Below are 22,088 nucleotides of genomic sequence, written 5' to 3'. Positions count from 1 at the left end.
GAGGCATACACTATGATTAGAAGAACCATGGAAGTTGTTCCATATAACCCTAATTGGATAAAAGAATTTGAGGTAGAAAAAAATAGAATCAATGCAATCATGGAAAAAGAAATTATTGATATCCATCACATTGGTAGTACTTCAATTCCTGGTATTTATGCTAAACCAGTAATTGATCTACTTATAGCTGTAATAGATATTCAAGCTATAGATCAATATGACCGTCAAATGGCGACTTTGGGTTATATTCCTAAAGGAGAAAATGGTATTAAAGGACGTCGTTTTTATCTGAAAGGAGAGTGCAAAAGAACACATCATGTTCATGTTTTTCAGGCTAACAATCCTGAGATCGAGAGACATTTAATTTTCAGAGACTATATGATCGCTCATCCAGAAGATGCAAAAGCTTATGAAAAACTAAAAAAGGATCTTGCTGCAAAATTTAGATATGATAATGAAGGTTATTGTGCTGGTAAAAATGATTTTATTCAAGAAATGGATCACAAAGCAGAGCTTTGGTGGAAGAATAGTAAAAAGATATAGCAAATGAATTTACAAAACAGTGTATTTATGATATTATATATTTAGATAAGTATCTAAATATATAATAGGAGGTGGCTTATGTCAAAAGGTAGAAAGATGTTAGCTCCAATCATTATTATCCTATTAATTGGTGGTTATGTACTTTTTCAGATATTTGGCCTTATAAAAGTTTCATCACTTTTAAACGAGTTTGGATCTGCAATATATCTAGCTGTTACTGTATTAATCATCTTTTTAGTATTAATCATAATAACCTTATTAAAAAGAATAAAAGAAATAAAGGATGGTGACGAAGATGATCTTGGTAAATATTGATCATATTCCAGGAAGAGAATTTGAAGCGTTGTCTATTGTGAAGGGATCAACAATTCAATCTAAGCATGTAGGAAAAGATATTATGAGTAGTTTAAAGACCATTGTTGGTGGTGAAATCACCTCTTACAATGAGATGATGAATGATGCTAGGGCTCTTGCTACAAAGCGTATGGTACAAGATGCAGAGCAATTAGGAGCAGATGCTATTGTCAATATTCGTTATGCGTCAAGCGCAATCATGCAAGGGGCGGCAGAAGTAATTGTGTATGGTACAGCAGTTAAATTTAAGTAAAAGAAGCTGACTCTATTCTGATGAAAAAAATCAGAATAGAGTCTTTTTTCAAGTAGTCATACTTATTAATACACCTTTATGTCTTGTAATATGGTCTAAATAGGGTTTACAACTTGGTAAGTGTATGCTATACTATTAATAAATAATAATTATCAATTAATAATATGATTCCAAAGAGGAGTTGGTAGTATGTCATTCCAAAGAATTGATCATGATGAAACTAAGCCAGAGGGTACAAAGTCAATTATTATATACGGTTATACAGAAAAGGAAATAGAAGCAATACGTTTATTAGGTCAAGACTTCGACATAGAAGATTTTATTGTTACTGACAAATCCATGTCTGGATTAACTCTAGGTGAGTTAGTTGAAGGGAAAAGAGAAGAAAAAACTTTTAAAGGCGCAGTGGCAAAAAGAAGTATCATTATGAACGCTTTTTCTAATAAAGATGTACAAGAATTTATTGAGGCTGTTAAGAAGTCAGATATAAAAAAGCCAATTTTTGCAGTAGTAACGCCTACATCTGCTAGATGGCAATTAGGTAAACTCATAAAAGAACTCGTACTAGAAAGCGTTATGATGAGTAATAATCAAAGAAAAAAACATAAGTAAATGAGAGGGGGCGCTAAGTCCTCTTATTCATAGATGTGGTATAATATGTAATAAATGTAATTTATCTAATATTATACTTGATTTTCTTGCTTTAATATGTTAAACTATTATTAGTCTAGAAATTGGACATGTATAAATATTTAGGAGGTGTAAAATGAAAGGACGAAAAATGAAGAAAAGAAAGAATAAGTTTAATCTTTTCAAGCATAAAAGGTTAAATGAACAGAAGATCGCATAATGCGATTATTTTTTTTGCTATTTTTCATATTATTCCTTAACAATTGCTATTTTTTTTATAGATTAAGCAAAAATTATTGAAAATCATACAAGCTATGGTTATACTATAAAGTGAGTAAATATTTCATTCAAATGATTAGGGGGCAAAATATGAGCGGTTATAGTGTTGTAGCGGCAGTGGCAACTGTTATATTTTTAATTATGGCATTTTTGGTTAAAACAGGTAAAATGCGTGTTGAATCTATTATAGGTTTAAGTGAAGAAAACATCAGCGAATATGATGAAGCAGTGACCTTTGCTTTTCGTTATTTTTTAATGGTAGCAGGGTACTATTGTTTATCAGCCATCATTCTCAATTACCTTGCGTCTAGTGACAGCATAGGGCTAGTTGTATTGCTTGTTCCATTTGTAACGAATCAAGTTTATTTGAAGCCTAGGTTAAGCGATTTCGTTACTATAGAAGATGACGATGAATATGAAGAAGATGACGATAACGAGTAATTTTGATAAATTATTTGAAAAAATACTAGACAAACCATTTATCCTGTGATAAAGTTATAGAGAATTAAGATTTAACTTAATGAAGGTTACCTTTAAATTAGTCCCGTGAGACTAGTAAGGTGGAAAGTGTGCAATGCTATAGGTATAGCATTTAATGACATGCTTAGGTATCTTACTAGTCCAGTAAGATTTTTTTTTGCCTATTTTTATCTCCGGAGATTTTTTAATGTATTTTGGCATAGATATATGCCATTCTAATAGCGCTAAAGGATGTGAATACATGCCAAGTAAAGTTATTTTAGATGACAAGGCAATTCAAAGAGCTCTTACTAGAATTTCTCATGAAATTATTGAAAGAAACAAAGGGGTAGAGGATGTTGTTTTATTAGGTATTAAAACAAGAGGAGTACCTCTAGCTGAAAGAATTGTAAAAAAAATCTATGAAGTAGAAAATGTTAACGTTCAATATGATGTTATAGACATCACATTCTACAGAGATGACTTAAAGAAAAAGTCAGATGATCCAGTGCTTAACAAACAGTTAAATATTGATGTAGAGAACAAAATAGTGGTTCTAGTAGATGATGTTATTTATACTGGAAGAACAGCTCGTGCAGCCATTGATGCTGTCATAGCTGCTGGTCGACCACGTTCCATTCAACTGGCCGTTATGGTTGATAGGGGACATCGTGAATTACCACTTCGTCCTGATTTCATTGGGAAAAACGTTCCTACTTCTGATGATGAAGTCGTACACGTTAATTTAAGTGAAACAGATGACATTAATTGTGTCGTCATTGAAAACTAGTTAGATATTTGAGGGAGGTAACAACATGGGTGAAATTACTACAGGTAGAAAAATGGTTTTAGGCTTACAACATGTTTTAGCAATGTTTGGTGCGACTGTTCTTGTACCATTCTTAACTGGACTAGATCCTTCTGTAGCATTACTAGCAGCAGGATTAGGAACACTATTATTTCATTTAGTTACAGGAGGGAAAGTACCAGTATTTCTCGGTTCAAGTTTTGCATTTATAGGTGCTATATCACTAACGTTACAAACAGAAGGGCTTGGCGCAGTAAAAGGTGGAATAATTTGTGCAGGTATTATTTATATAATTATGGGTTTACTAATACAAGTCTTTGGAGTTGAAAAGGTTAAGTCATTTTTCCCACCAATCGTAACTGGACCAATCATTATGACAATCGGTTTACGATTAAGTCCTATAGCTATTGGAAATGCTTTCTACACAACTGTTGACGGTGCAAGTGTTTTCTCACCTATCAGTACAATCATTGCATCAGTAGTTGTTATTACAATGATTGTTATATCCATCTTCGCAAAAGGATTCTTTAAACTTGTTCCAATTCTTATAGCTGTAACATTAGGCTATCTCGTATCTATACCATTTGGTCTTATTGATTTCTCAATAATCGACAATGCAAGTTGGTTTATCTTTGGTCAAAGTGATTCATTAGCAACATTAACAACATTACCTTCATTCACACTATCAGGTATCATTGCCATCGCACCTATCGCTTTAGTAGTTTTCATTGAACATATAGGCGATATTACTACAAACGGTGCTGTAGTAGGTAAAGATTTCTTAAAAGACCCAGGAGTACATCGTACAATGATGGGAGACGGTGTTGCAACTATCATTGCCGGACTATTAGGTGGTCCTGCTAATACTACATATAGTGAAAATACCGGTGTATTAGCTGTAACAAAAGTTTATGATCCAGCTATCTTAAGAATTGCTGCTTGTTTTGCCATCGTTCTTGGTTTAATCGGTAAGTTTGGGGCAGTTATACAAACGATACCTTTAGCGGTAATGGGTGGTGTTAGTATCATCTTATTTGGTATGATTGCATCTGTAGGGGTGCGAATCATGGTTAATGCAAAATTAGACTTTGCTCATAGTAGGAATTTAATCATAGCATCTGTAATCTTAGTACTAGGAATAGGTGTAGGCGAATTACCATTACCTGCTGGTCTAACGATATCAGGTTTAGCCATAGCTGCTTTAGCAGGTGTTATTTTAAATAAAGTATTGCCACAAGAAATTTAATCAACATCTAATAAATGATTACAAAAGGGAGGCTCGTAAGAGTCCCCCTTTTTTTAATGGAATAGGAAAGTTCGCGTTTTGCTCGCAAGGTACCGTACATTCCTATTCCAGTTTTAAGGTGCGCGTTAGCCACTTTTGTACTAGTGTAGGAAAGTACTGCGTTTTGCTTATAAAAGTAATGAGGTATCAAGCAAGGAACCATACTTTCTAACACACACTTGAAACGTGAGTAATGGTAGTTGCTTGAATTCAGGTAAATATGATAAAATGATGTGAGGTGATTCAGATGGAAATTAAGACATTACAACTATTAGATGGTGCTAAGCAAGCAAAAGGTCTAACTGTGATCATAGATGTTTTTAGAGCTTTTACAGTGGAGTGCTTTTTATTTCACCAGGGTGTACATCGAGTTTACGCAGTGAGTTCTATTGAAAAAGCACTTGTAATGAAAAAAGAAAACCCAGATGTTATTTTAATAGGAGAACGTAATGGCTTTTTATTAGATGGTTTTCATTATGGTAATTCGCCACATTATTTGAACCTTGCCACGAATCTTAAAGCGAAGACAATTGTTCATACCACAAGCGCAGGGACACAGGGCATTGTTCATGCAACTTTAGCAGATGAAATAATTACAGGTAGTTTTGCAAATGCCAAAGCTATATCGGAGTATATCAAGGCAAATAACTATGATCGTGTTTCTTTGGTATGTATGGGGAATAATACAAAATGGGAGGCCAAAGAGGATACTTTATGTGCCAAGTACATAGAAGCCTTACTGACTTATAGGGATTTCAATCTAAATGATCTAAAAGCTATAATGAGAAATCAAGGTGGAGAACGTTTTTTTAATAAAGACACTCAAGACAGTCAGCCAAAAGAGGATTTTGATCTATGCCTTGAACCTGATCAGTTTAACTTTGTTATCCAAGCTTTAAAAGTCGATAATGATTTATATGAGATGAAAAGAATTGATATATAGAAAGATACAAGGGTGATAGAGTATGTATGATGTTGTTATAATTGGGGCTGGACCTGCTGGGGCAACCTTAGCAGCCCGTTTAGATAAGAAGTTAAAAGTTTTGATTCTTGACAAACGTTCTTTAGATAAACCAAGTGGGGGTATCGTTAAGTGTTGTGGAGGGCTGTTAGCTCCTGATGCACAGCAAATGCTTGCTCATCTTGGTAGGGGCATCCCTAAGGATATTTTGACAGGTCCACAGCTTTTTACTGTTCGAACCATTGATTTAGATAATGATCTGGAACGTTATTACCAACGTCATTATATCAATGTTGATCGAGAAAGATTGGATAGATGGTTTAACACCTTTATACCCGATCATGTTCGTCGTGTTTATGATGCTCATTTTAAAAATTTCAAAAGAGTTAAAGATGGATATATTCTTAAATATACACAATACGGTAAGGTTTATGAAGTTGAAGCTCAAATGATAGTGGGAGCTGACGGTGCTTTCTCTACAGTAAGGAAACAACTTGAAAAGCATCACCCACATAAACAGCCTGAAGTCTATGCTTCCATAGAAGAGTGGTTCAAAGTAAGTCAAACAACACCTTACTTCACCACTATATTTGATAGAGAAGTGACTGACTTTTATTCGTGGACCATACCAAAAGGCGATTATCTAATACTAGGATCTGCCATCCCTAAAGGTCAAGAGATTAATAAGAAATTTAAGCTATTGAAATCAAAACTTACAAAACGAGGGTATGAACTAGAGGAGTGTTCTAAAAGGCAAGGGGCTATCATCAATCGACCAATGCATCTTAATCAGATATCTATAGGTCAGGAAAATGTATTTTTAATTGGTGAGGCAGCTGGATTTATAAGCCCCTCATCAGCTGAAGGTTTTAGTTATGCATTCAGAAGTTCACTAGCTTTAGCAAAAAGTATCAATGGTAGAAGGGAAGATATTGAAAAAGAATATCACCATTATCTAAAAAAGCTTTATGCAAATATACTTTTTAAGAATCTTAAGGCACCATTTATGTATAACAAGTTGCTTCGTAAAATAGTTATGACAACAGGTGTTCTGAGTATGGATATAGATGACTAGACAAATGGAGATACCGTTTATAGATCAAAACTTAATCGAGAAGATTATAGAGGATGATTCCTAAGAATCATCCTCTAAGTATTTATTATACTAATTCAATTATTCATAACGTAATGCTTCAATTGGGTCAAGTTTTGCAGCTTTGTTAGCAGGGTATACACCAAATACAATACCAATTGTAGCAGATATGATGGTAGTAAGTACAATTATACCAACTGACATAGAAGGTGTTACACTAATTAGGCTACCAACACCTTTGGCACCTAAGTAACCTAATATTGTTCCTAAAAAACCACCCATAAAGGTTATGATAAGAGCTTCAATAAGGAATTGGATACGAATATCCTTTTTCTTAGCTCCTAGAGACTTTCTTATCCCAATTTCTCTTGTACGTTCGGTTACTGTAACAAGCATAATGTTCATAACACCGACACCACCAACTAATAAGGAGATACCTGCAACGAAACTTATAAAGGTAGTAAATAGTGCCATCATATCATTTAATGATTCAATGTTAGCTAGAGCAGATTCTACTTTATATTTGTCTTCGTTCATATGAGAACGTTCTAGCATATCTGTAATCTCAGCAGCGACAATCTCGTTGTTATTGCGATCTAAAGTACTGACGGATATACCATCTACGTAATCGTGGCCAAACATAGATTGAACTGTATTGAGCGGTATAAAGACGTAGGACCATATCATATCCTCACCTAACATATTGACCATAGCACCTAAGGGGTGATCAATAACGCCTATGACTGTAAACTCATAAGTACCTTGATAAAGATCTACAGTGATTTTTTCACCGATACAATCCTCACGACCAAATGCCTTTTGAGCAAGTCGATTATCGATAACACCTACATAACTTTGTGCCTCTTCTTCAATACTAACAAAGTAACGACCTTGAAGGAGTTTAAAATTGTTAATAGTCAATAGTTCAGTATTAACTGCTTGAATATAAGCATCGGATTTTTCATTAGGTAATCGAAGTCTGACTTCACCAAACATGGTATTGTAAGCTGAAGCAGAAGTGACTTCAGGGTGCTTTTTAACAGTTTCAACATCCCTAACAGTTAGGTAATCACTGTTACTATCTGGATCAACCACGCTTATACTTAACATATTAGCACCGATATCTTCAAATTGACCTGTCAATTTATCTTGACTTCCTGCACCAATGGCGGTAATCATAATTACTGAACCAATACCGATAATAATTCCAAGCATGGTGAGGATAGAACGCATTTTATTCGTAGCTATACTTCTTAAAGCAGTTTTAAAGCTTTCCATTAGATTCATCCAGTAACACCTGCCTTTCCATAAGCCTCAGGTGTTGTATCTGTAACAATATCCCCATCTCGTACAATGATGATACGGTTAGCAAATTGAGCAATCTCTAACTCATGAGTAACCATTACAATAGTTGAACCTTCTTCATTAAGTTTAGTAAAGATATCCATAATTTCATTACCAGAACGCGTATCTAAGTTACCAGTAGGTTCATCAGCTAATAGAATAGCTGGCTTATTAACTAGAGCTCTTGCAATAGCAACACGCTGTTTCTGACCACCAGAAAGTTCATTGGGTTTATGATGACCACGATCGGATAGGCCAACTTTAGCAAGGGCACTATCAGCTCTTTCTTTTCTCTCTTTATGAGAGAAGCCTGCATAAACCATTGGAAGCTCTACATTTTCATAAGCGCTTAGTTTAGGTAACAGATTAAAGGATTGGAATACAAAACCAATCTTTTGATTACGAATATCTGCAAGTTCATTATCGTCTAGTTGATGAATATCTACTTCATCTAAATGGTACTCTCCGTCTGTACTTTGATCCAAACAACCAATGATATTCATTAAAGTTGATTTACCAGAACCAGAAGGACCCATAATGGCGACAAATTCGCCTTCGTTAATCTCTAAATCAACGGAGTGTAATGCTTTAACTCGGAGTGACCCATTTTGATATACTTTTACAAGATCATTCATTTTAATCATTGGATTCATCCCCTTCGGTTTTAGGAGTTGGAATAACCTCCATTCCATCTTTTACTTGAGAGGATGGATTTATAATTACACTTTCACCTTCTTCAACACCAGCAACCTCAACATCTAAATCCGATAAGATACCAAATTCAATAGTACGCTTCTCAACCATATTTTCTACATCAACAACATAAACGAAGTAATTGCCTTCCTTATCTTTCAAAGTAGAAAGAATTGGTACAACAACAGCATCTTCCTTTGTTGCCAATGTAATAGTTGTATCAACAGTATAACCAGGTTTTAATAAATTTTCACCAGATGCATCATAATCAGTAAGTGTAATTTCAACTTTTACAGCTTTAGTAGCTGAATTACTTGTGGGATCATTTTCAGCCAGTGGTGAAATGTATGTAATTTCACCATTAAATTCAATCGGACTCAGAGATCGTGTTTTAATCGTAGCAGTTTGACCGATTTGTAAAGATGGACCATTAAATTCAGAAACATAAGCTTCAACGATAAAATTACTAAGGTCAGCAACTTCTACCACAGGTACAGTTTGATTAACCATGGAACCTTCTTCAACACTGACAGATAAAACAGTTCCGTTTATTGGGCTTAATATTTCTAAATCGTAGTCTTCAACTCGATTAGCTAAATCTTCCGTTTGCAGGCTTTGGATATCTCTTTGAATAACAGAAGTATTTTGTCCAGAAGCTAATAAATTATTATAACTTACTTTCGCATTATCCCATGCTGTTATATCTAATTGAAGTTTTTCTTTCAAACTCGTGATATTATCTTCAGAAGCATCGAGTTGCTCCGAACTAATAGCACCTGCAGCAAAGAGTTGTAGGCTATTTTCATGATCATTAATTGCTGTTTCTAAATTTCTTTCAGTTTGCTCTCTAGCTATAGACATTTGATCGACTAATTGCTTTGCTTGGTTAAGGGCTTCTTGATCCCTTTGATTACTATCAACTAAAGATTCGTCTTGTATCAATAAATTCTTTTCTGATTGCTCCAGTTGGCTTAATAACTGAGTGTATTCAGTGTCATTAAAAGTCAATAGGATATCATCCTTCTTAACTTGATCACCAGCATCAATGTTAAGCGTATCTACTTGAGCTAAGGTTGAAGAATAAACTTTTTCTTCTTTAATAGGTTTAATGCTACCTTTTACAGTTATTTGAGACACAATTTCTCGAGTTGCGGCATCGTCAGTATTAACTGTTAATGTTACCTTTGTGGCTGAAGCAGCAAGCTGGTCGGAATTGAGAACGCCTATAACAATGAATACAGTAAATACTGCTAAAATGCTTAAGCCAATTATTAATTTCTTTTTGTTCATTTTTTGCCTCCTAAATTAAGGTTATAAATTTAACTTGGTACAAACATTCTAAAAGCTAATGTTGCCATAAAAGACATACCATAAGCTATTGCAGAATAACACAGAAAAACAGATAAAACACCCATGAAGGCTTTCTTTTTCCCTAGATAAGATAAACCTAATCCGGTAAGAACAAGAGACCATAGCATTGGTAATGAGAAGTACTGTAGGAAATAATAAAGGGTTGATGTTACATCCATGTTAGGGAGTATTACACCTAAACTGAAGAAATCTACCCCAGATTTAAATACAAAACTGTTAAGCGCCATTGTAATAATTGAAATACCATATTGTACAATTAAAGTGTGTGCATAAACAGAGAAAACCTGATTAATACTGACTTTAACTTGAAAAATACGAGCTGCGATCCAATATAAAACACTAAATAAAGCCCAGCCTACTAGTATTGTTAAAGGTGCTGTAACAATACCTACAACACCTGTAAATGTATCTGCACCAGCTGTTGGTATTCCATATTGCTCATAGATGGCTATCATATTTTCAGCTACTTTTTGAGAAAAAGGCATACTTGCTAAAGTACTAATCAAACCTAATATACATACCACAATTAAAGGTAATAAAATCTTAGGATGATCCATTAGGTTTTCAAAGACCTCATAGGGTGAAGTGAATATCTTAACAACCTTATTGCCTAAAGACATGACTGGTTTCTTTTCAACAAGGACTTCGCGTTCCCATTCTTCATTTACATTTTGTTGATTTTCGCTCATAAAAAATCCCCCTTATAAGTTATGTTACCATTATATTCTAATGGTACTAAGCATATTGTATTACAAGTATTAGTACTGTGTCAAGAAATGGAATAATGTCAAATTAACAGTTCTTTTCATTGTGTTGAGTGATTTTATAGGTAAATATTGACTATAAACTACTTGTCATATAGAATAAAAAGAGTAAAATGCAGTTAATAGAGGGGTTAGAAATGAAAAATATATTACAATTCATATATATTAAGTCGATATTAATTACATTCTTATTTATAATTTCAATGTTCTATGAACAAGCATTTGGTCAAAGGTTTGCTTTGCTTTTTAGTTCTTACTGTTTAATAATAGTCATGAGTTTTCTAACTTATAAGTGGCAAAAGAATGAAATAAGGTTGATGCTTCTCATCTTAATAGAGATTTTCATGATCATGATAATGGAGATGGAAACAAAATATGTTATCAATTATTATTTCCATTTTTTCTATATGCTTATCATCATAGAGGGTGCTTACTTTTTGAAAGAAAAACGAGGAATTGTCATAGGAATAACTGCAATTCTAACTTCACTATTTAAATATATGTATATTCTCACATTGAATCCCAATTACTCAAATATATCAGAAATGTTTTTTGCAGAAATTGCGTTAGTACTGGTATTAATCATTGTATATATATTTAATAAATACGATGAGGCAAAAAGGAAAGGCGAAGAGCAAATCAAGGTATTAGCCCGTTTTGAAGAGCGTAAACGAGTAGCTCGGGACTTACATGATACGTTAGGCCACCAATTAACAAGTCTGATTATGCAACTGGAGATGTTGGATTATCAGATTAACGCTAATAATGAGCAACAAAAAAATATGATGATAGAGTCAAAAGTAACAGCTAGAGAAGCACTTAAGGAATTAAGGATGGTTGTTGATGCCCTACATCAAAGCCAAAATGATATTGACTTTATTCCAGAAATCACTGAGCTAGTTGCTAAATTTCAAAAAAGGACTGGCATAGATATTGAATTTAATATTCCACAAATAATACCAAAACTAACGCCGGTCTCCAAATATGCCCTCTATCATGTGGTGGAAGAAGCACTGACTAATGCTATAAAACACGGTAATGCTTCTAGCATCAAAATCAGTATGTCCACTGTTGAAAAGAAACTCATCTTTCAAATATTGAATAATGGTGTTTCAAATGATAAGTTTATTAAAGGAAATGGTTTAAAAGGTATGGAAGAACGTATTCATAACATTAACGGTCATATTGATTTTGATGGTAATGAAGGATTTAAAATTACAGGTGATATACCTTTCAAGGGGGAAATAAATGATTAGAGTTGCTTTAGTTGATGATCAAAGAATTATGATTGAAGGGTTAAAAATGATCGTTGGTCATGGAGATATCAGAGTTGTTGGTTCTGCCAGCAATGGTTATGAAGCTTATGAATTATGCAAAGAGAAAAGTATTGATGTCATGTTAATGGATATTAAGATGCCAAATTGTAATGGTGTAGAAGCTGTAAAGAAAATTAAAAGAGACTATCCTCATATAAAGATTATTATGCTAACTACTTTTAATGACGATGCTTATATCTTTGATTCTCTTCGTTATGGAGCTTCAGGTTATTTATTAAAGGATGCAGAGCCAAGTGAAATTATTGAGGCTATTAAAAACGTTAATGCAGGAGGGGCAATGATAGAGCCAACTTCAGCTAATCGTTTAATTGAAAAGTTTATCGAGTTATCTCTGGCAAATGACCAAACTAATGAATTCCATGACATCCCTTTGACTAAGCGAGAAAAGGACGTATGCCGTTTGGTTATAGAAGGGAAGAATAATAAAGAAATTGCTGATGAGTTATATATATCTGAGGGAACAGTGAAAAATAACTTAACCAATATTTTAAGTAAATTAAATCTAAGAGATCGAACCCAGCTGGCAATTTATCTTCTACAGCATAATGTTTTATAGTTAAACCATGACGAAAGTCATGGTTTCTATAACATATATAGCTAATAGTAACAAGACCTTAATGGGAGAATGAGCTATAATAGAGATAGTTTAATCCTTTAAGACATAGGATAGATTGGAGGAAGGTAATGAAAAGAATTGTTGCGTTAATATTGTTATTAAGTATTTTCTTGACAAGTTGCCAAGTTAAAGAGCCTTTACGAAGTTATAGTGAAGCAATAGAGCGTACGGAAGCTGTTGACCAAGGTCAGTCATTTATTAGTATTGAAGTAGAAAACACTTATAGGGAAGGTAAAGAAATAGATTTTGGAGATCAACTACAATTTCAAATCTACAGTCAATATGATTTTACAGATTCGAAGAATGAACAGTTAGAAACCCACAGTTATATTGATGTAGGTGATTTAGGGATGGATTTTTCTTTCTATCTTAAAGGAAATGATATCTTCATAAAACTACCTTTTGATGAAAATTACCTGATTATCCACGATAATACGATGAATCAAGAGGTTGCAACCATGCAAGATGAAGAAATATTTACTATTATTTTTCAACCCTTTATGGAGAAATGGTTGGAAGTACTCCAAGAAGAGAATGTCGTAAGGGGCGAGAAAACTATCATGACCACAGAAGATGGTGATGTGAAAGCAACGAAGTATACAATACAACTGAATGAAGAACAATTACAGACTTTAGTAACCGTACTATCTTCGATTCTAAAAAGCAATAGTGAGTTAATACTCTCAACAGTAAACAATTATGCTGAATTTGTGTTAACGGAGGAGGAGTTTATTCAATTAATAGATGATTTAAAGTCAGAACTATTAAAATCTGATATGTCGATAACTGCAATGAGTTATATTAATGCAGATGGTTTTGTTATTGATACTTCTATAGAATATACTGTTCTTTATGAGAATGCAGAAATGCCATTAAAGAGTCAGGTATATACAATTCGTATGGAACAGTGGGACATTTATAATGAGCAGGACTTCAATTTTCCTGAGTTAACAGATGATAACAGCTTGAGTATGGATGAATTTCAAAAAGAAACGAAATGCTTTATAGAGGAAAGATAATAATTATTATTTCATAGAAAAAGAGGTGGTTAAAGATGACCTTACTTGAAATCAGAAGTTTAAAAAAACAATATAAAGAAATTACTGCTGTTAATGATCTTTCCTTTAAGATCGAAGAAGGGGAGGTATTAGGTCTATTAGGACCAAACGGTGCAGGGAAAACAACAGCTATATCCATTATCTCCACACTTATAAAAGCAAACGATGGCGAAGTTTTATATAAAGGTGAAAATATCGCCAAACATCCTGGAAAAATACAGAGAGATTTAGGATTCGTACCTCAAGAAATTGCACTTTTTACTACTTTAACAGCATATGATAACCTCATGTTTTGGGGAAAGGCCTACGGACTTAAAGGAGTTACTCTGAAGAAGAAAGCAAAAGGAATCCTAGAGCGAATTGGCCTTGAAGATCGTGGTAAAGACAAAGTTGAAACTTTTTCAGGTGGAATGAAGCGCCGCCTTAATATTGGTGCAGCACTATTGCATGAACCATCCATTGTTATTATGGATGAACCAACTGTTGGTATTGATCCACAATCACGACAGTATATATTAGATATTGTGAAGGACTTGAATGATAAGGGAAGTACAATTATATATACAAGTCATTACATGGAGGAAGTTGAACAGCTATGTAATAAAATTATCATCATGGATCATGGTAAAATTATTGCTTCTGGTACAAAAAGCGAATTACTTGACACCATCGATGAGGGAGAGCAGATAGTGCTCAAGATACAGGGATCACGCAATAACTTAATCAAAAAGCTAAGTGACCAGGCTTATGTATTAAATGTAGAAATAAAAGAAGACAGTGATGAGATAGTTGTACACACTAAAAAGAATGGGAATATAAGTCATCACATCGTTAATACATTATCTGAGCTAAATATCAATATTCTATCTTTGGAAATAAGAAAACCATCCTTAGAATCCGTTTTTCTTCATTTAACCGGAAGAACACTTAGAGATTAAGGAGGGGGAAGAATGCTGAATTTATTAAAAAAAGATTTTGTTATCCTTATCAAGGACAGAAAATTGTTAGTAACTATTCTCCTGATGCCTATTATTTTATCATCCATTCTTGGCTTTGCTTTGCAAGGTACATTTGGTTCATTTGGTATAGAAGATGTTATTAAAATCGATATAGTACAAGAATATAATCTGGAAGATGAAGTAGAAAATTTTAAGAATCTTGCTAAGAATAGCTATAATATGGAGCTAGATCAAGAGACACTAATGGACTATAATCTGGATACTATGTTTTTTGAGTATTTTCTAGATCAGTTACCATCATTAATAACATATAAGGTAACATCTATGGAAGAGGCAAAGAAAGATATAGCTGACAATGAAATATCAGCTATAGTTATTCTACCAGAAGATTTTGTTTTAAATGGTTTTGTTAGTTTGTATACACCTAACCGAAATAGAACTACTATATCCATCATTCCTAACCCTGAATCCAATTATTTCAAGTATGTTGTCATTGATTTAGTTAATGGTTTCAACGAAAAGCTTAATAATGATATTATCAATAAGTCCATTGCAATGGATACGGTATTGGGTTATAAAGGCTTAGAAGGATTAAGTGAAATGGATGTACTGTTTGAATCCATCTATAGTGATGGCTATGATCTACCTATAACCGTTTATGAACGTACCGTAGAAGGTTACCATGTTATTGATAGTTTTACCTATGTCACCGTAGGTATGCTAGCTATGTTCATGTTGTTTACAGCTGGGTTGGCTGGTCGTACTTTAATGGATGAGTTAAGTGAAAAAACCCATCAACGAATTTTAGTAGCCGGATTACATGAAAAGAAAATTTTTATGGCAAAATTCTTGGTAATAGTAATCATCGCTATGATACAAGTACTTACAATGATCGTCTATTCTCGTATCATGTTCGGTGTCACTTGGAATAATTTAAGTGATATACTTTTACTAAGTGTTGTAGCATCGTGCGCTATTGGAAGTTTAGGATTGATGTTCAGTTTTGCTATTTTAGTGTTTAATAATTATACTGTTTTAGCAGCATTTGAAAGTGTAGTGGTTCAAATACTTGCTCTTATAGGTGGTAGCTATATACCTATTTATGTCTTACCTGAGCCGATTCAGGTTTTATCAAAGTTTACAATAAACGGGCTTTATCTAGATGGTACGATTAAATTATTATCTGGCGCTCCTATCAGTGAAGTATCTGAGAATATTCTTGCTTTGGTAATCATTACTCTAGTATTTTTAGGTATTTCATTTATTCTAACAAGAAAAAGAGGTGACCGTATAACATGTTAAAAGCAATTCTCTATTTAAGATCGAGAACATTCAAAAATAATTTTATTATCATGCTTATTATGGTTGGGTTGGGTCTTTTTCTTACTGCAATCTTTGGAACTTCTATGGGAGGAGATTATCATCCACCAGTTTACATTGTGGATTTAGATCAATCAACATCTTCTGAGTTATTTATTCAACAATTACTAGAACATGATATCTTCGAGTTTCATTCTTCAGATGAAGATAAGGCACTGTCTCAAGTAAAAAATAATCAAGCTGTTGCTGCTGTTGTTATTAAGGACGAATTTGGAGAAAATTTGAAACAAGGTAAAGAAGTAAGGGTTGAATTAATCAAGCAGAAAGATGTCGTTGAAACAATTCAATTGAATAATCTTCTGCAAAGCACCATGCAGCTGACGGCATCAAGGATACAATTAATGAAGACCTTATATGAATTTATTGGTGACACCAATGATATAGAAGAGGAAAGTTTCAATAGTCAATTAATAGATAACTATAAACTCTATAATGTTAGACAGAGACATTTACAATCGTTTAATTCCGATGTTATAACCAGCAGTGATAAAGTGTCTAATAACTCATATGACAATCTTATTCACACTTTAATTGGCTTTACGTTATTCTTCAGTACATTTCCAATAGTTTATAATATTGCTGATATATTAAGTGATAAGAAAAAGTATACATTCAATCGTATCATGATATCTCCAGTATCAAAGGATATATATTTAGCAGGTAATATGATTTTTACTGTTTTTCAAGGTATTATTCAGATTACTATTCTGGTTTTAGCAGGTAAGTATTTATTCAATGTGGATTGGGGAAACCAATTACCTCTGATACTATTAGTTTTCTTTACATTTATATTAGCAATGACTTGCTTAGGACTATTTTTATCGGGTCTTGTTAAAACCTATAGTCAATTATCAGCTATTACGCCTATCGTATTAACAAGCTTAGGTATGCTAGGGGGCTGTATGTGGCCCCTAGAGATAGTAACCAACAAAGTACTATTAACTTTGAGTAATATTACGCCACATAAATGGGCATTAAATTCAATTAAGATGCTAGTTATGAATGATCATGGAGCAATAGAAGCCTATCAAGCTATCGCTGTAATGCTTTTAATGAGTTGTTTATTCTTTATGGTGGGTAGGCGTGTTTTAAGAACCGAATAGAAATAAATGAGAAGCTTATCCGGTAATGGGTAAGCTTTTTAAATGTTAGTATTTCAAGTAAGACTAATAGCGTCAAGTATATAAGAATTTAAGTTAAAGTACTCATTGAATAATTATAGTGATTATATTGCATAAATTTACCATACGTATTATAATGAGAGGAGAAATGGGCACGAAGGAGTGTTCGGGGATGATTAATACTTCAAAATACATATTTTTATTGGTTATAGCGCTGTTAGTTACAATGTTATTAGGCGTAGCAGTTGGCATGTATGTCGGAAAAGCTGATGATCAAGTTCAAGAGACAGGGATTGTGGAAAAGTTTGATCTTAATAGGAATAAAGCAGCTTCAGAGAATGACCCTAAGATGATTATTGAGATCATTCCTGAGGTTCAATTATTAACGGAACTAATTGACATGATTGAAAACCCCGATGCCTCTCATTATTTGTCCGCTGAACAAGAAATAGTAGATGGTATAGTAGAACAGACGAAGAGTATGTTAACATCCTCTTCAAAAAACCAGCTTTACAATTATATAAGTGTGAAGAACTCTTATAGTACAAACATGCTTCATCTCCAACTAGATGAGAAAGAAAGCCCATCATTACAATTCTACCATTCTTTAAAGGATTTCTATGAACAGTGTCATTATAAAACCCAGAACTATGACAGTGATATAGCTGATTATACAGATATTATTTACAATTTTAGAAACGACTTAGATATAGGGCTCTATACTTGGTTAAGTAATTTTTTTGGACAACCAATAGAGTTTTATAATATTATTCTCATACCTGATGTTGATCATAGTGATATGGTACTTTTTATTGAGGAGCAGGGTGATAAAAACATACTTTTTCATATCTTTTACTTAACTGATAGTAGTAGTCAAACAACTGCTAATCAGAACTTATTAACGATTAGTCGTTGGAGTAAGTTCCTCTACCAGCCCTTAATTAATAGACATCAAGAACTAATTAATCAACTGGGACTTGTTCATTATTTTTATCCTGTTACTAACTTAATGAAAGAAAAAAATATTATTGACATGAATACTTTTTTATCTGAACTCTTAACGAGAAGCGTTACGGCTTATTACCTTAAGACACAGTATGATGAGGCAACTTATATAAAATATGTGGACTATCAGGTTAAGCAAGGTTTTTATATGATTGAAGAATCTGTAGAACAGATTGCTTTTTATGCTGAGAACAAGCAATTGTTTAACCATTTTGAAGATTTTATTCCATACTATATTAAGGAGTTAAGTTATAGTAAGGATGAAATTATCGCTGATTATTATGCAGATGATTAATCAGAACCAAATTATTCATGATAAACGTTGAAGATATGTGCTGAATTTGGATTTATTTGTATCCTTCTTGTTTTAAGATTCCACCTGGATCACCTTTAAATGATAAGGATGCTTAGAGGTTCAAATGCGGTGCATAGCTTAATGATTGATTGTGAGTAATTTGGGTCATAGATTATAAATACAAAGGAGGATTTAGATGAAGAATATCTTATTTTTTCTCTACGAGGATATGGCTGATTTTGAAGTCACATTAGTAGCGCATATTTTAGGTGCTGGTGGTGAAGAAGCATACAAAATAACCCCCATAGCCTATACCTTAGACCCAATCAGATCAAAGTGTGGTTTAGTATACCTACCAGAAAAAACAGTAGATGAAGTACTGGATCAGGAGACAGAAGGATTAATTATTCCAGGCGGTTTTAACATGGATGCGCGACCTCATCTAATAACACTTATTCAAAAACTATATAAGGAGAAAAAGCTTGTATCTGCCATTTGTGCAGCACCTTATTATTTAGCTAAAGCAGGCATACTTGATCATCATCGCTTTGCAACATCTTTAGCTAACTGGTCTGATGATCACAAAGCTTTATATGGTGAAGATCCTTTTCCACGAGAAAATTATGTCAATGACCGAGTTATGATAGACAAGAACGTCATAACTGCTAAAGGAGTTGCTTTCATTGATTTCGCTATTGCAATCACGAAATATCTTAAACTCTATAGCGATGAAGACATAGAAGAATATAAAAAAATTCTTAAGGGATAAAAAGGGCTCGTGATCCAAATGGATCACACGCCCTTTTTACTTATGGAAGTAGAAATGTTATAAATGATTATTTTATAAAGGATAAATTGAGTCATATAAAAGAAGGCAATAATCATTAAAATATTATGAAAATGTTGTTGTAATAAGCTAGTTGGCGATTCCCATGCTAACACAAAAAAATAGTAAAGTGAGTAAAGACTTCCTAAAAGACTTTCAGCGATAATGATTGGAGAGATAATCTTTTTCATAATACTTTTCATTTCTTTGGCTGTAATACCTATTCGATAGAGTTTTTTATAACTGTCTCTAAAAATATCCATGTCACTTATTATTTTGAAATATAACGAACTACAAAGAGCAACAAAAAATGCTATACTAACTGATAGCGTTAAATAAGCAGTAAATGAAACCTCTTTGCTCTTCTTGTCTAAGTAGTACTTTTTTGAGTAAAGTGAGTGTCTAGGATTTTCTGTAATCGAATATAAGAATTGATACATCCGTTCTTCATCCCTCATATCACTAAAATTTATTAAATGATATGTTCTAGTATCCATATAGTCTTTTTCTAATTCATTATAATAAGTGTCATCTATTATGAGAAAAGTATCATTCCTAACTGAATCATTAATGAAAACATGACTTGTCTCACTGACCACAGGTATTTCAATCATTTCATCCTTATTCTTATAATAGAAAGGACCCCAGTAATCATAATAGTCAACCTCATAGTATGTACTATGGGTAAAAAGCCAATCACCAGGAGAAAGAGTAACAGGGTTATCTGATAGTTGATTATATTGTGAAGTTGATAATAGGCTTGAGTAACTGACATAGCTTCCATCTCTTCCTATAATCTTAATAACGGGACACGAAAAAAAAGTATGAAAGGAGGGTGTAATCCCTTCACAATGAATATAATCATTTAATGCTTCATGAAGGTTAATCTCATCTGTACTTTCACTTACAACTACCATATCATATAACTCAAAAGCTTTATAGTAATTGGGTAATGTCATATAACTACTGACAGCAAATTCAGCAGCTATCAAAGTGATACTGCTTAGTAGTGTTAAAAGAAAAATCGTATTTTTATATTGGAAGTATCGGTAATCTAATTCTTTTATACTGATCATATGATTACTTAACCACTTGCGATGACCTTTTAAAACTTGAATAATGAGAGCGCTAAGGTTACTAATAGTGAGATAAAGACCTACTAGACTTATCAATACACTGATCAAAAAATAAGCAATGACAAAGGGAATTTCACTATGTATGCGTAGGTAAAATGCTGCTGCAAATGAACCAATGATGATGATTAATCCCATTATTGCTGTCTTACTATTGCATTTATTGGTGAAATGACTAACTCTTGATGCTTTCATTAGCTGAATAACATTCTGACTAGAAACAGTCTTAACTTGTATAAACATCATTAGAGTATAAAAAGTTCCATAGGTCAATAAAGTTATACCTATTGGAATTAAGTCAACTTCAAAACGAATCACATCGAGATTGGTAAAACGCAATGCACCTAGTATAAAAATATAGGAAAACAGTAATCCCATCACTAGACCAAGAAGTAAAGTTATGACTGACATACCTATCATCTCAAATGAAATAATACATTTAATCATTTTTTTGGATAACCCCATAACTTGGTAAAGACCCATCTCCTTACATTTAGCTTTAATGTACAAACTATAGCAAAAGAAACTATAAACGAAAGAGAAAAAGCCAATTAGTATAATAGCTAATAAAATAATCTCAGGAGCTATTTGGGGTGCTTGATTCATAAAGTTTTTATTAAAGTAGAGAGAGGTAATCAAGTAAAAAATCATGATAGTAAATGAACCTGAACCTATAAATAATATATATTTTTTAATATTAAAACGTAGATTCTTCAAAGCGATGGTCTTAAAAGTCACTTTCCACACCTCCCATGACAGTAAAGCAGTCGAGTATTTTATCAAAGAAGGTGTTATTAGAACCTTCTTTGATAATCTCTAAGTGAATTCGACCATCAACTAGAAAGAGAATCCGATTACAATAGCTAGCAGCGAAAGGATCGTGGGTCACCATGAGAATCGTTCGCTTCTCATCTTTGTTCAAGCGTTGAAGACTCCTCATCACAAGATTAGAAGACTTGGAATCCAAGTTACCTGTAGGTTCATCTGCAAAGATAATTTTAGGATCATTGATCATTGCCATAGCAATAGCAGTACGTTGTTGCTGACCACCGGATACATTCCAAGGATACTTATCTTTAATGGCTTCAATACCTAAATAAGAGATAATACGTTGTACATCTTTTTCTTTCTTGATAGTCAGCTTTTTATCTAGAATGAGAGGTAACCGAATGTTTTCCTCCAAAGTAAGACTATCTAATAGGTTAAAATCTTGAAAGATAAACCCCATATTTTTTCTTCGATATTTAGCTGAATCCTCGTCATTCATTTTAAGTAAATCTTGCTGATTGATAGACAGTTCGCCGTTGGTTAAGTCATCAAGCCCACTCAAAACATTGAGTAGAGTGGTTTTACCACTCCCCGAAGGACCCATTATGCCTACAAATTCTCCCTCCATTATACGTATATCTATACCATCAACAGCTTTGGTTACTGCAGAATTTTTTCTAGATTGATAAATTTTCGTGATGTTATTACCTTCTAATAAGTACATGATAACCTCCTAAAGGTAGGCATTATTTG

23 protein-coding genes are annotated in these 22,088 nt (G+C 33.3%); 17 read left to right on the top strand and 6 right to left on the bottom strand.

All coding sequences use genetic code 11. The features are described from left to right. Positions 1-12 precede the first annotated feature (12 nt). The 9 genes from C1Y58_RS09865 (at position 13) to C1Y58_RS09825 (ending at position 6,647) form a co-directional block, all read left to right on the top strand. Complete coding sequence (locus tag C1Y58_RS09865; protein ID WP_105615877.1) at positions 13-543, top strand: GrpB family protein; 531 nt, start codon at positions 13-15, stop codon at positions 541-543. A gap of 78 nt (positions 544-621) precedes the next feature. Continuing rightward, positions 622-858 carry a hypothetical protein gene (locus C1Y58_RS09860; protein WP_105615876.1) on the top strand — a complete coding sequence of 79 codons (237 nt, stop codon included), beginning with the start codon at positions 622-624 and terminating at the stop codon, positions 856-858. Beyond that, positions 839-1,150, top strand: a complete 312-nt coding sequence (locus C1Y58_RS09855; protein ID WP_105615875.1) for a YbjQ family protein — start codon at positions 839-841, stop codon at positions 1,148-1,150. The genes C1Y58_RS09860 and C1Y58_RS09855 overlap by 20 nt, the downstream gene beginning before the upstream one ends. 189 nt (positions 1,151-1,339) lie before the next feature. Next, positions 1,340-1,762 (top strand): DUF3783 domain-containing protein, encoded by a 423-nt coding sequence (locus C1Y58_RS09850; protein WP_105615874.1) that lies wholly within the window; start codon positions 1,340-1,342, stop codon positions 1,760-1,762. Between the two features lie 387 nt (positions 1,763-2,149). After that, on the top strand, positions 2,150-2,500 hold the full coding sequence (locus C1Y58_RS09845) for a hypothetical protein (RefSeq protein ID WP_105615873.1): 351 nt from the start codon (positions 2,150-2,152) through the stop codon (positions 2,498-2,500). Between the two features lie 280 nt (positions 2,501-2,780). Beyond that, positions 2,781-3,308 (top strand): bifunctional pyr operon transcriptional regulator/uracil phosphoribosyltransferase PyrR, encoded by a 528-nt coding sequence (pyrR, locus tag C1Y58_RS09840; RefSeq protein WP_105615872.1) that lies wholly within the window; start codon positions 2,781-2,783, stop codon positions 3,306-3,308. 25 nt (positions 3,309-3,333) lie between these two features. Next, positions 3,334-4,572, top strand: a complete 1,239-nt coding sequence (locus C1Y58_RS09835; RefSeq protein ID WP_105615871.1) for a uracil-xanthine permease family protein — start codon at positions 3,334-3,336, stop codon at positions 4,570-4,572. 286 nt (positions 4,573-4,858) lie between these two features. Further along, positions 4,859-5,554, top strand: a complete 696-nt coding sequence (locus tag C1Y58_RS09830; protein ID WP_105615870.1) for a 2-phosphosulfolactate phosphatase — start codon at positions 4,859-4,861, stop codon at positions 5,552-5,554. Positions 5,555-5,576: 22 nt separating this feature from the next. Then, positions 5,577-6,647, top strand: a complete 1,071-nt coding sequence (locus tag C1Y58_RS09825; RefSeq protein ID WP_105615869.1) for an FAD-binding protein — start codon at positions 5,577-5,579, stop codon at positions 6,645-6,647. 99 nt (positions 6,648-6,746) lie between these two features. Here C1Y58_RS09825 and C1Y58_RS09820 read toward each other — a convergent pair whose 3' ends face one another. From C1Y58_RS09820 to C1Y58_RS09805, 4 genes are read right to left on the bottom strand one after another with little or no spacing between them, the layout of a single operon-like run. Further along, a complete protein-coding gene (locus C1Y58_RS09820; RefSeq protein WP_105615868.1) occupies positions 6,747-7,952 on the bottom strand; it encodes an ABC transporter permease in 1,206 nt (401 codons plus the stop codon). After that, positions 7,949-8,653 (bottom strand): ABC transporter ATP-binding protein, encoded by a 705-nt coding sequence (locus C1Y58_RS09815; RefSeq protein ID WP_105615867.1) that lies wholly within the window; start codon positions 8,651-8,653, stop codon positions 7,949-7,951. The genes C1Y58_RS09820 and C1Y58_RS09815 overlap by 4 nt, the downstream gene beginning before the upstream one ends. Continuing rightward, the gene (locus tag C1Y58_RS09810; protein WP_105615866.1) at positions 8,646-9,992 is read right to left on the bottom strand and encodes an efflux RND transporter periplasmic adaptor subunit; all 1,347 of its coding nucleotides are present in this window, start codon (positions 9,990-9,992) and stop codon (positions 8,646-8,648) included. The genes C1Y58_RS09815 and C1Y58_RS09810 overlap by 8 nt, the downstream gene beginning before the upstream one ends. 29 nt (positions 9,993-10,021) lie before the next feature. Continuing rightward, the gene (locus C1Y58_RS09805) at positions 10,022-10,762 is read right to left on the bottom strand and encodes a YIP1 family protein (RefSeq protein ID WP_105615865.1); all 741 of its coding nucleotides are present in this window, start codon (positions 10,760-10,762) and stop codon (positions 10,022-10,024) included. Between the two features lie 212 nt (positions 10,763-10,974). Between C1Y58_RS09805 and C1Y58_RS09800 the strand changes: the two genes are divergently transcribed. The 8 genes from C1Y58_RS09800 to C1Y58_RS09765 all read left to right on the top strand — a co-directional run bounded on the left by C1Y58_RS09800 (position 10,975) and on the right by C1Y58_RS09765 (position 19,377). Then, a complete protein-coding gene (locus C1Y58_RS09800; RefSeq protein WP_157950035.1) occupies positions 10,975-12,093 on the top strand; it encodes a sensor histidine kinase in 1,119 nt (372 codons plus the stop codon). Beyond that, on the top strand, positions 12,086-12,730 hold the full coding sequence (locus C1Y58_RS09795) for a response regulator transcription factor (protein WP_105615863.1): 645 nt from the start codon (positions 12,086-12,088) through the stop codon (positions 12,728-12,730). The genes C1Y58_RS09800 and C1Y58_RS09795 overlap by 8 nt, the downstream gene beginning before the upstream one ends. A 128-nt stretch (positions 12,731-12,858) precedes the next feature. Next, on the top strand, positions 12,859-13,809 hold the full coding sequence (locus tag C1Y58_RS09790) for a hypothetical protein (RefSeq protein WP_105615862.1): 951 nt from the start codon (positions 12,859-12,861) through the stop codon (positions 13,807-13,809). Between the two features lie 35 nt (positions 13,810-13,844). Beyond that, a complete protein-coding gene (locus C1Y58_RS09785) occupies positions 13,845-14,786 on the top strand; it encodes an ABC transporter ATP-binding protein (protein WP_105615861.1) in 942 nt (313 codons plus the stop codon). Between the two features lie 12 nt (positions 14,787-14,798). After that, on the top strand, positions 14,799-16,109 hold the full coding sequence (locus tag C1Y58_RS09780; RefSeq protein ID WP_105615860.1) for an ABC transporter permease: 1,311 nt from the start codon (positions 14,799-14,801) through the stop codon (positions 16,107-16,109). Then, entirely contained in the window at positions 16,103-17,290 is a 1,188-nt protein-coding gene (locus C1Y58_RS09775; protein WP_105615859.1) for an ABC transporter permease, read from the top strand. Before C1Y58_RS09780 ends, C1Y58_RS09775 begins: the two co-directional genes overlap by 7 nt. Before the next feature lie 190 nt (positions 17,291-17,480). After that, the gene (locus tag C1Y58_RS09770) at positions 17,481-18,608 is read left to right on the top strand and encodes a DUF4932 domain-containing protein (protein WP_170311566.1); all 1,128 of its coding nucleotides are present in this window, start codon (positions 17,481-17,483) and stop codon (positions 18,606-18,608) included. A 196-nt stretch (positions 18,609-18,804) separates the two neighbouring features. Beyond that, positions 18,805-19,377 carry a DJ-1/PfpI family protein gene (locus tag C1Y58_RS09765; protein ID WP_105615857.1) on the top strand — a complete coding sequence of 191 codons (573 nt, stop codon included), beginning with the start codon at positions 18,805-18,807 and terminating at the stop codon, positions 19,375-19,377. Between the two features lie 23 nt (positions 19,378-19,400). On the opposite strand, the gene C1Y58_RS09760 is transcribed toward C1Y58_RS09765, so the two are convergent. Beyond that, positions 19,401-21,305, bottom strand: coding sequence for an FtsX-like permease family protein (locus C1Y58_RS09760; RefSeq protein ID WP_105615856.1), 1,905 nt, complete (start codon positions 21,303-21,305; stop codon positions 19,401-19,403). Continuing rightward, positions 21,295-22,062, bottom strand: coding sequence for an ABC transporter ATP-binding protein (locus C1Y58_RS09755; protein ID WP_408646593.1), 768 nt, complete (start codon positions 22,060-22,062; stop codon positions 21,295-21,297). Before C1Y58_RS09755 ends, C1Y58_RS09760 begins: the two co-directional genes overlap by 11 nt. Positions 22,063-22,088: the final 26 nt, after the last annotated feature.

It is taken from the genome of Vallitalea okinawensis (assembly GCF_002964605.1).
Classification (GTDB): Bacteria; Bacillota; Clostridia; order Lachnospirales; family PQDH01; genus Vallitalea_A; species Vallitalea_A okinawensis.
The sequence above is the reverse complement of the archived record's forward strand: the minus strand, read 5'-3'. Positions and strand labels throughout refer to the sequence as shown.

Bases quoted from the DNA above. Each gene is read 5' to 3' on its own strand.
- C1Y58_RS09865 (WP_105615877.1), top strand. From the start codon at position 13: ATGATTAGAAGAACCATGGAAGTTGTTCCATATAACCCTAATTGGATA.
- C1Y58_RS09860 (WP_105615876.1), top strand. From the start codon at position 622: ATGTCAAAAGGTAGAAAGATGTTAGCTCCAATCATTATTATCCTATTA.
- C1Y58_RS09855 (WP_105615875.1), top strand. From the start codon at position 839: ATGATCTTGGTAAATATTGATCATATTCCAGGAAGAGAATTTGAAGCG.
- C1Y58_RS09850 (WP_105615874.1), top strand. From the start codon at position 1,340: ATGTCATTCCAAAGAATTGATCATGATGAAACTAAGCCAGAGGGTACA.
- C1Y58_RS09845 (WP_105615873.1), top strand. From the start codon at position 2,150: ATGAGCGGTTATAGTGTTGTAGCGGCAGTGGCAACTGTTATATTTTTA.
- pyrR (WP_105615872.1), top strand. From the start codon at position 2,781: ATGCCAAGTAAAGTTATTTTAGATGACAAGGCAATTCAAAGAGCTCTT.
- C1Y58_RS09835 (WP_105615871.1), top strand. From the start codon at position 3,334: ATGGGTGAAATTACTACAGGTAGAAAAATGGTTTTAGGCTTACAACAT.
- C1Y58_RS09830 (WP_105615870.1), top strand. From the start codon at position 4,859: ATGGAAATTAAGACATTACAACTATTAGATGGTGCTAAGCAAGCAAAA.
- C1Y58_RS09825 (WP_105615869.1), top strand. From the start codon at position 5,577: ATGTATGATGTTGTTATAATTGGGGCTGGACCTGCTGGGGCAACCTTA.
- C1Y58_RS09820 (WP_105615868.1), bottom strand. From the start codon at position 7,952: ATGAATCTAATGGAAAGCTTTAAAACTGCTTTAAGAAGTATAGCTACG.
- C1Y58_RS09815 (WP_105615867.1), bottom strand. From the start codon at position 8,653: ATGATTAAAATGAATGATCTTGTAAAAGTATATCAAAATGGGTCACTC.
- C1Y58_RS09810 (WP_105615866.1), bottom strand. From the start codon at position 9,992: ATGAACAAAAAGAAATTAATAATTGGCTTAAGCATTTTAGCAGTATTT.
- C1Y58_RS09805 (WP_105615865.1), bottom strand. From the start codon at position 10,762: ATGAGCGAAAATCAACAAAATGTAAATGAAGAATGGGAACGCGAAGTC.
- C1Y58_RS09800 (WP_157950035.1), top strand. From the start codon at position 10,975: ATGAAAAATATATTACAATTCATATATATTAAGTCGATATTAATTACA.
- C1Y58_RS09795 (WP_105615863.1), top strand. From the start codon at position 12,086: ATGATTAGAGTTGCTTTAGTTGATGATCAAAGAATTATGATTGAAGGG.
- C1Y58_RS09790 (WP_105615862.1), top strand. From the start codon at position 12,859: ATGAAAAGAATTGTTGCGTTAATATTGTTATTAAGTATTTTCTTGACA.
- C1Y58_RS09785 (WP_105615861.1), top strand. From the start codon at position 13,845: ATGACCTTACTTGAAATCAGAAGTTTAAAAAAACAATATAAAGAAATT.
- C1Y58_RS09780 (WP_105615860.1), top strand. From the start codon at position 14,799: ATGCTGAATTTATTAAAAAAAGATTTTGTTATCCTTATCAAGGACAGA.
- C1Y58_RS09775 (WP_105615859.1), top strand. From the start codon at position 16,103: ATGTTAAAAGCAATTCTCTATTTAAGATCGAGAACATTCAAAAATAAT.
- C1Y58_RS09770 (WP_170311566.1), top strand. From the start codon at position 17,481: ATGATTAATACTTCAAAATACATATTTTTATTGGTTATAGCGCTGTTA.
- C1Y58_RS09765 (WP_105615857.1), top strand. From the start codon at position 18,805: ATGAAGAATATCTTATTTTTTCTCTACGAGGATATGGCTGATTTTGAA.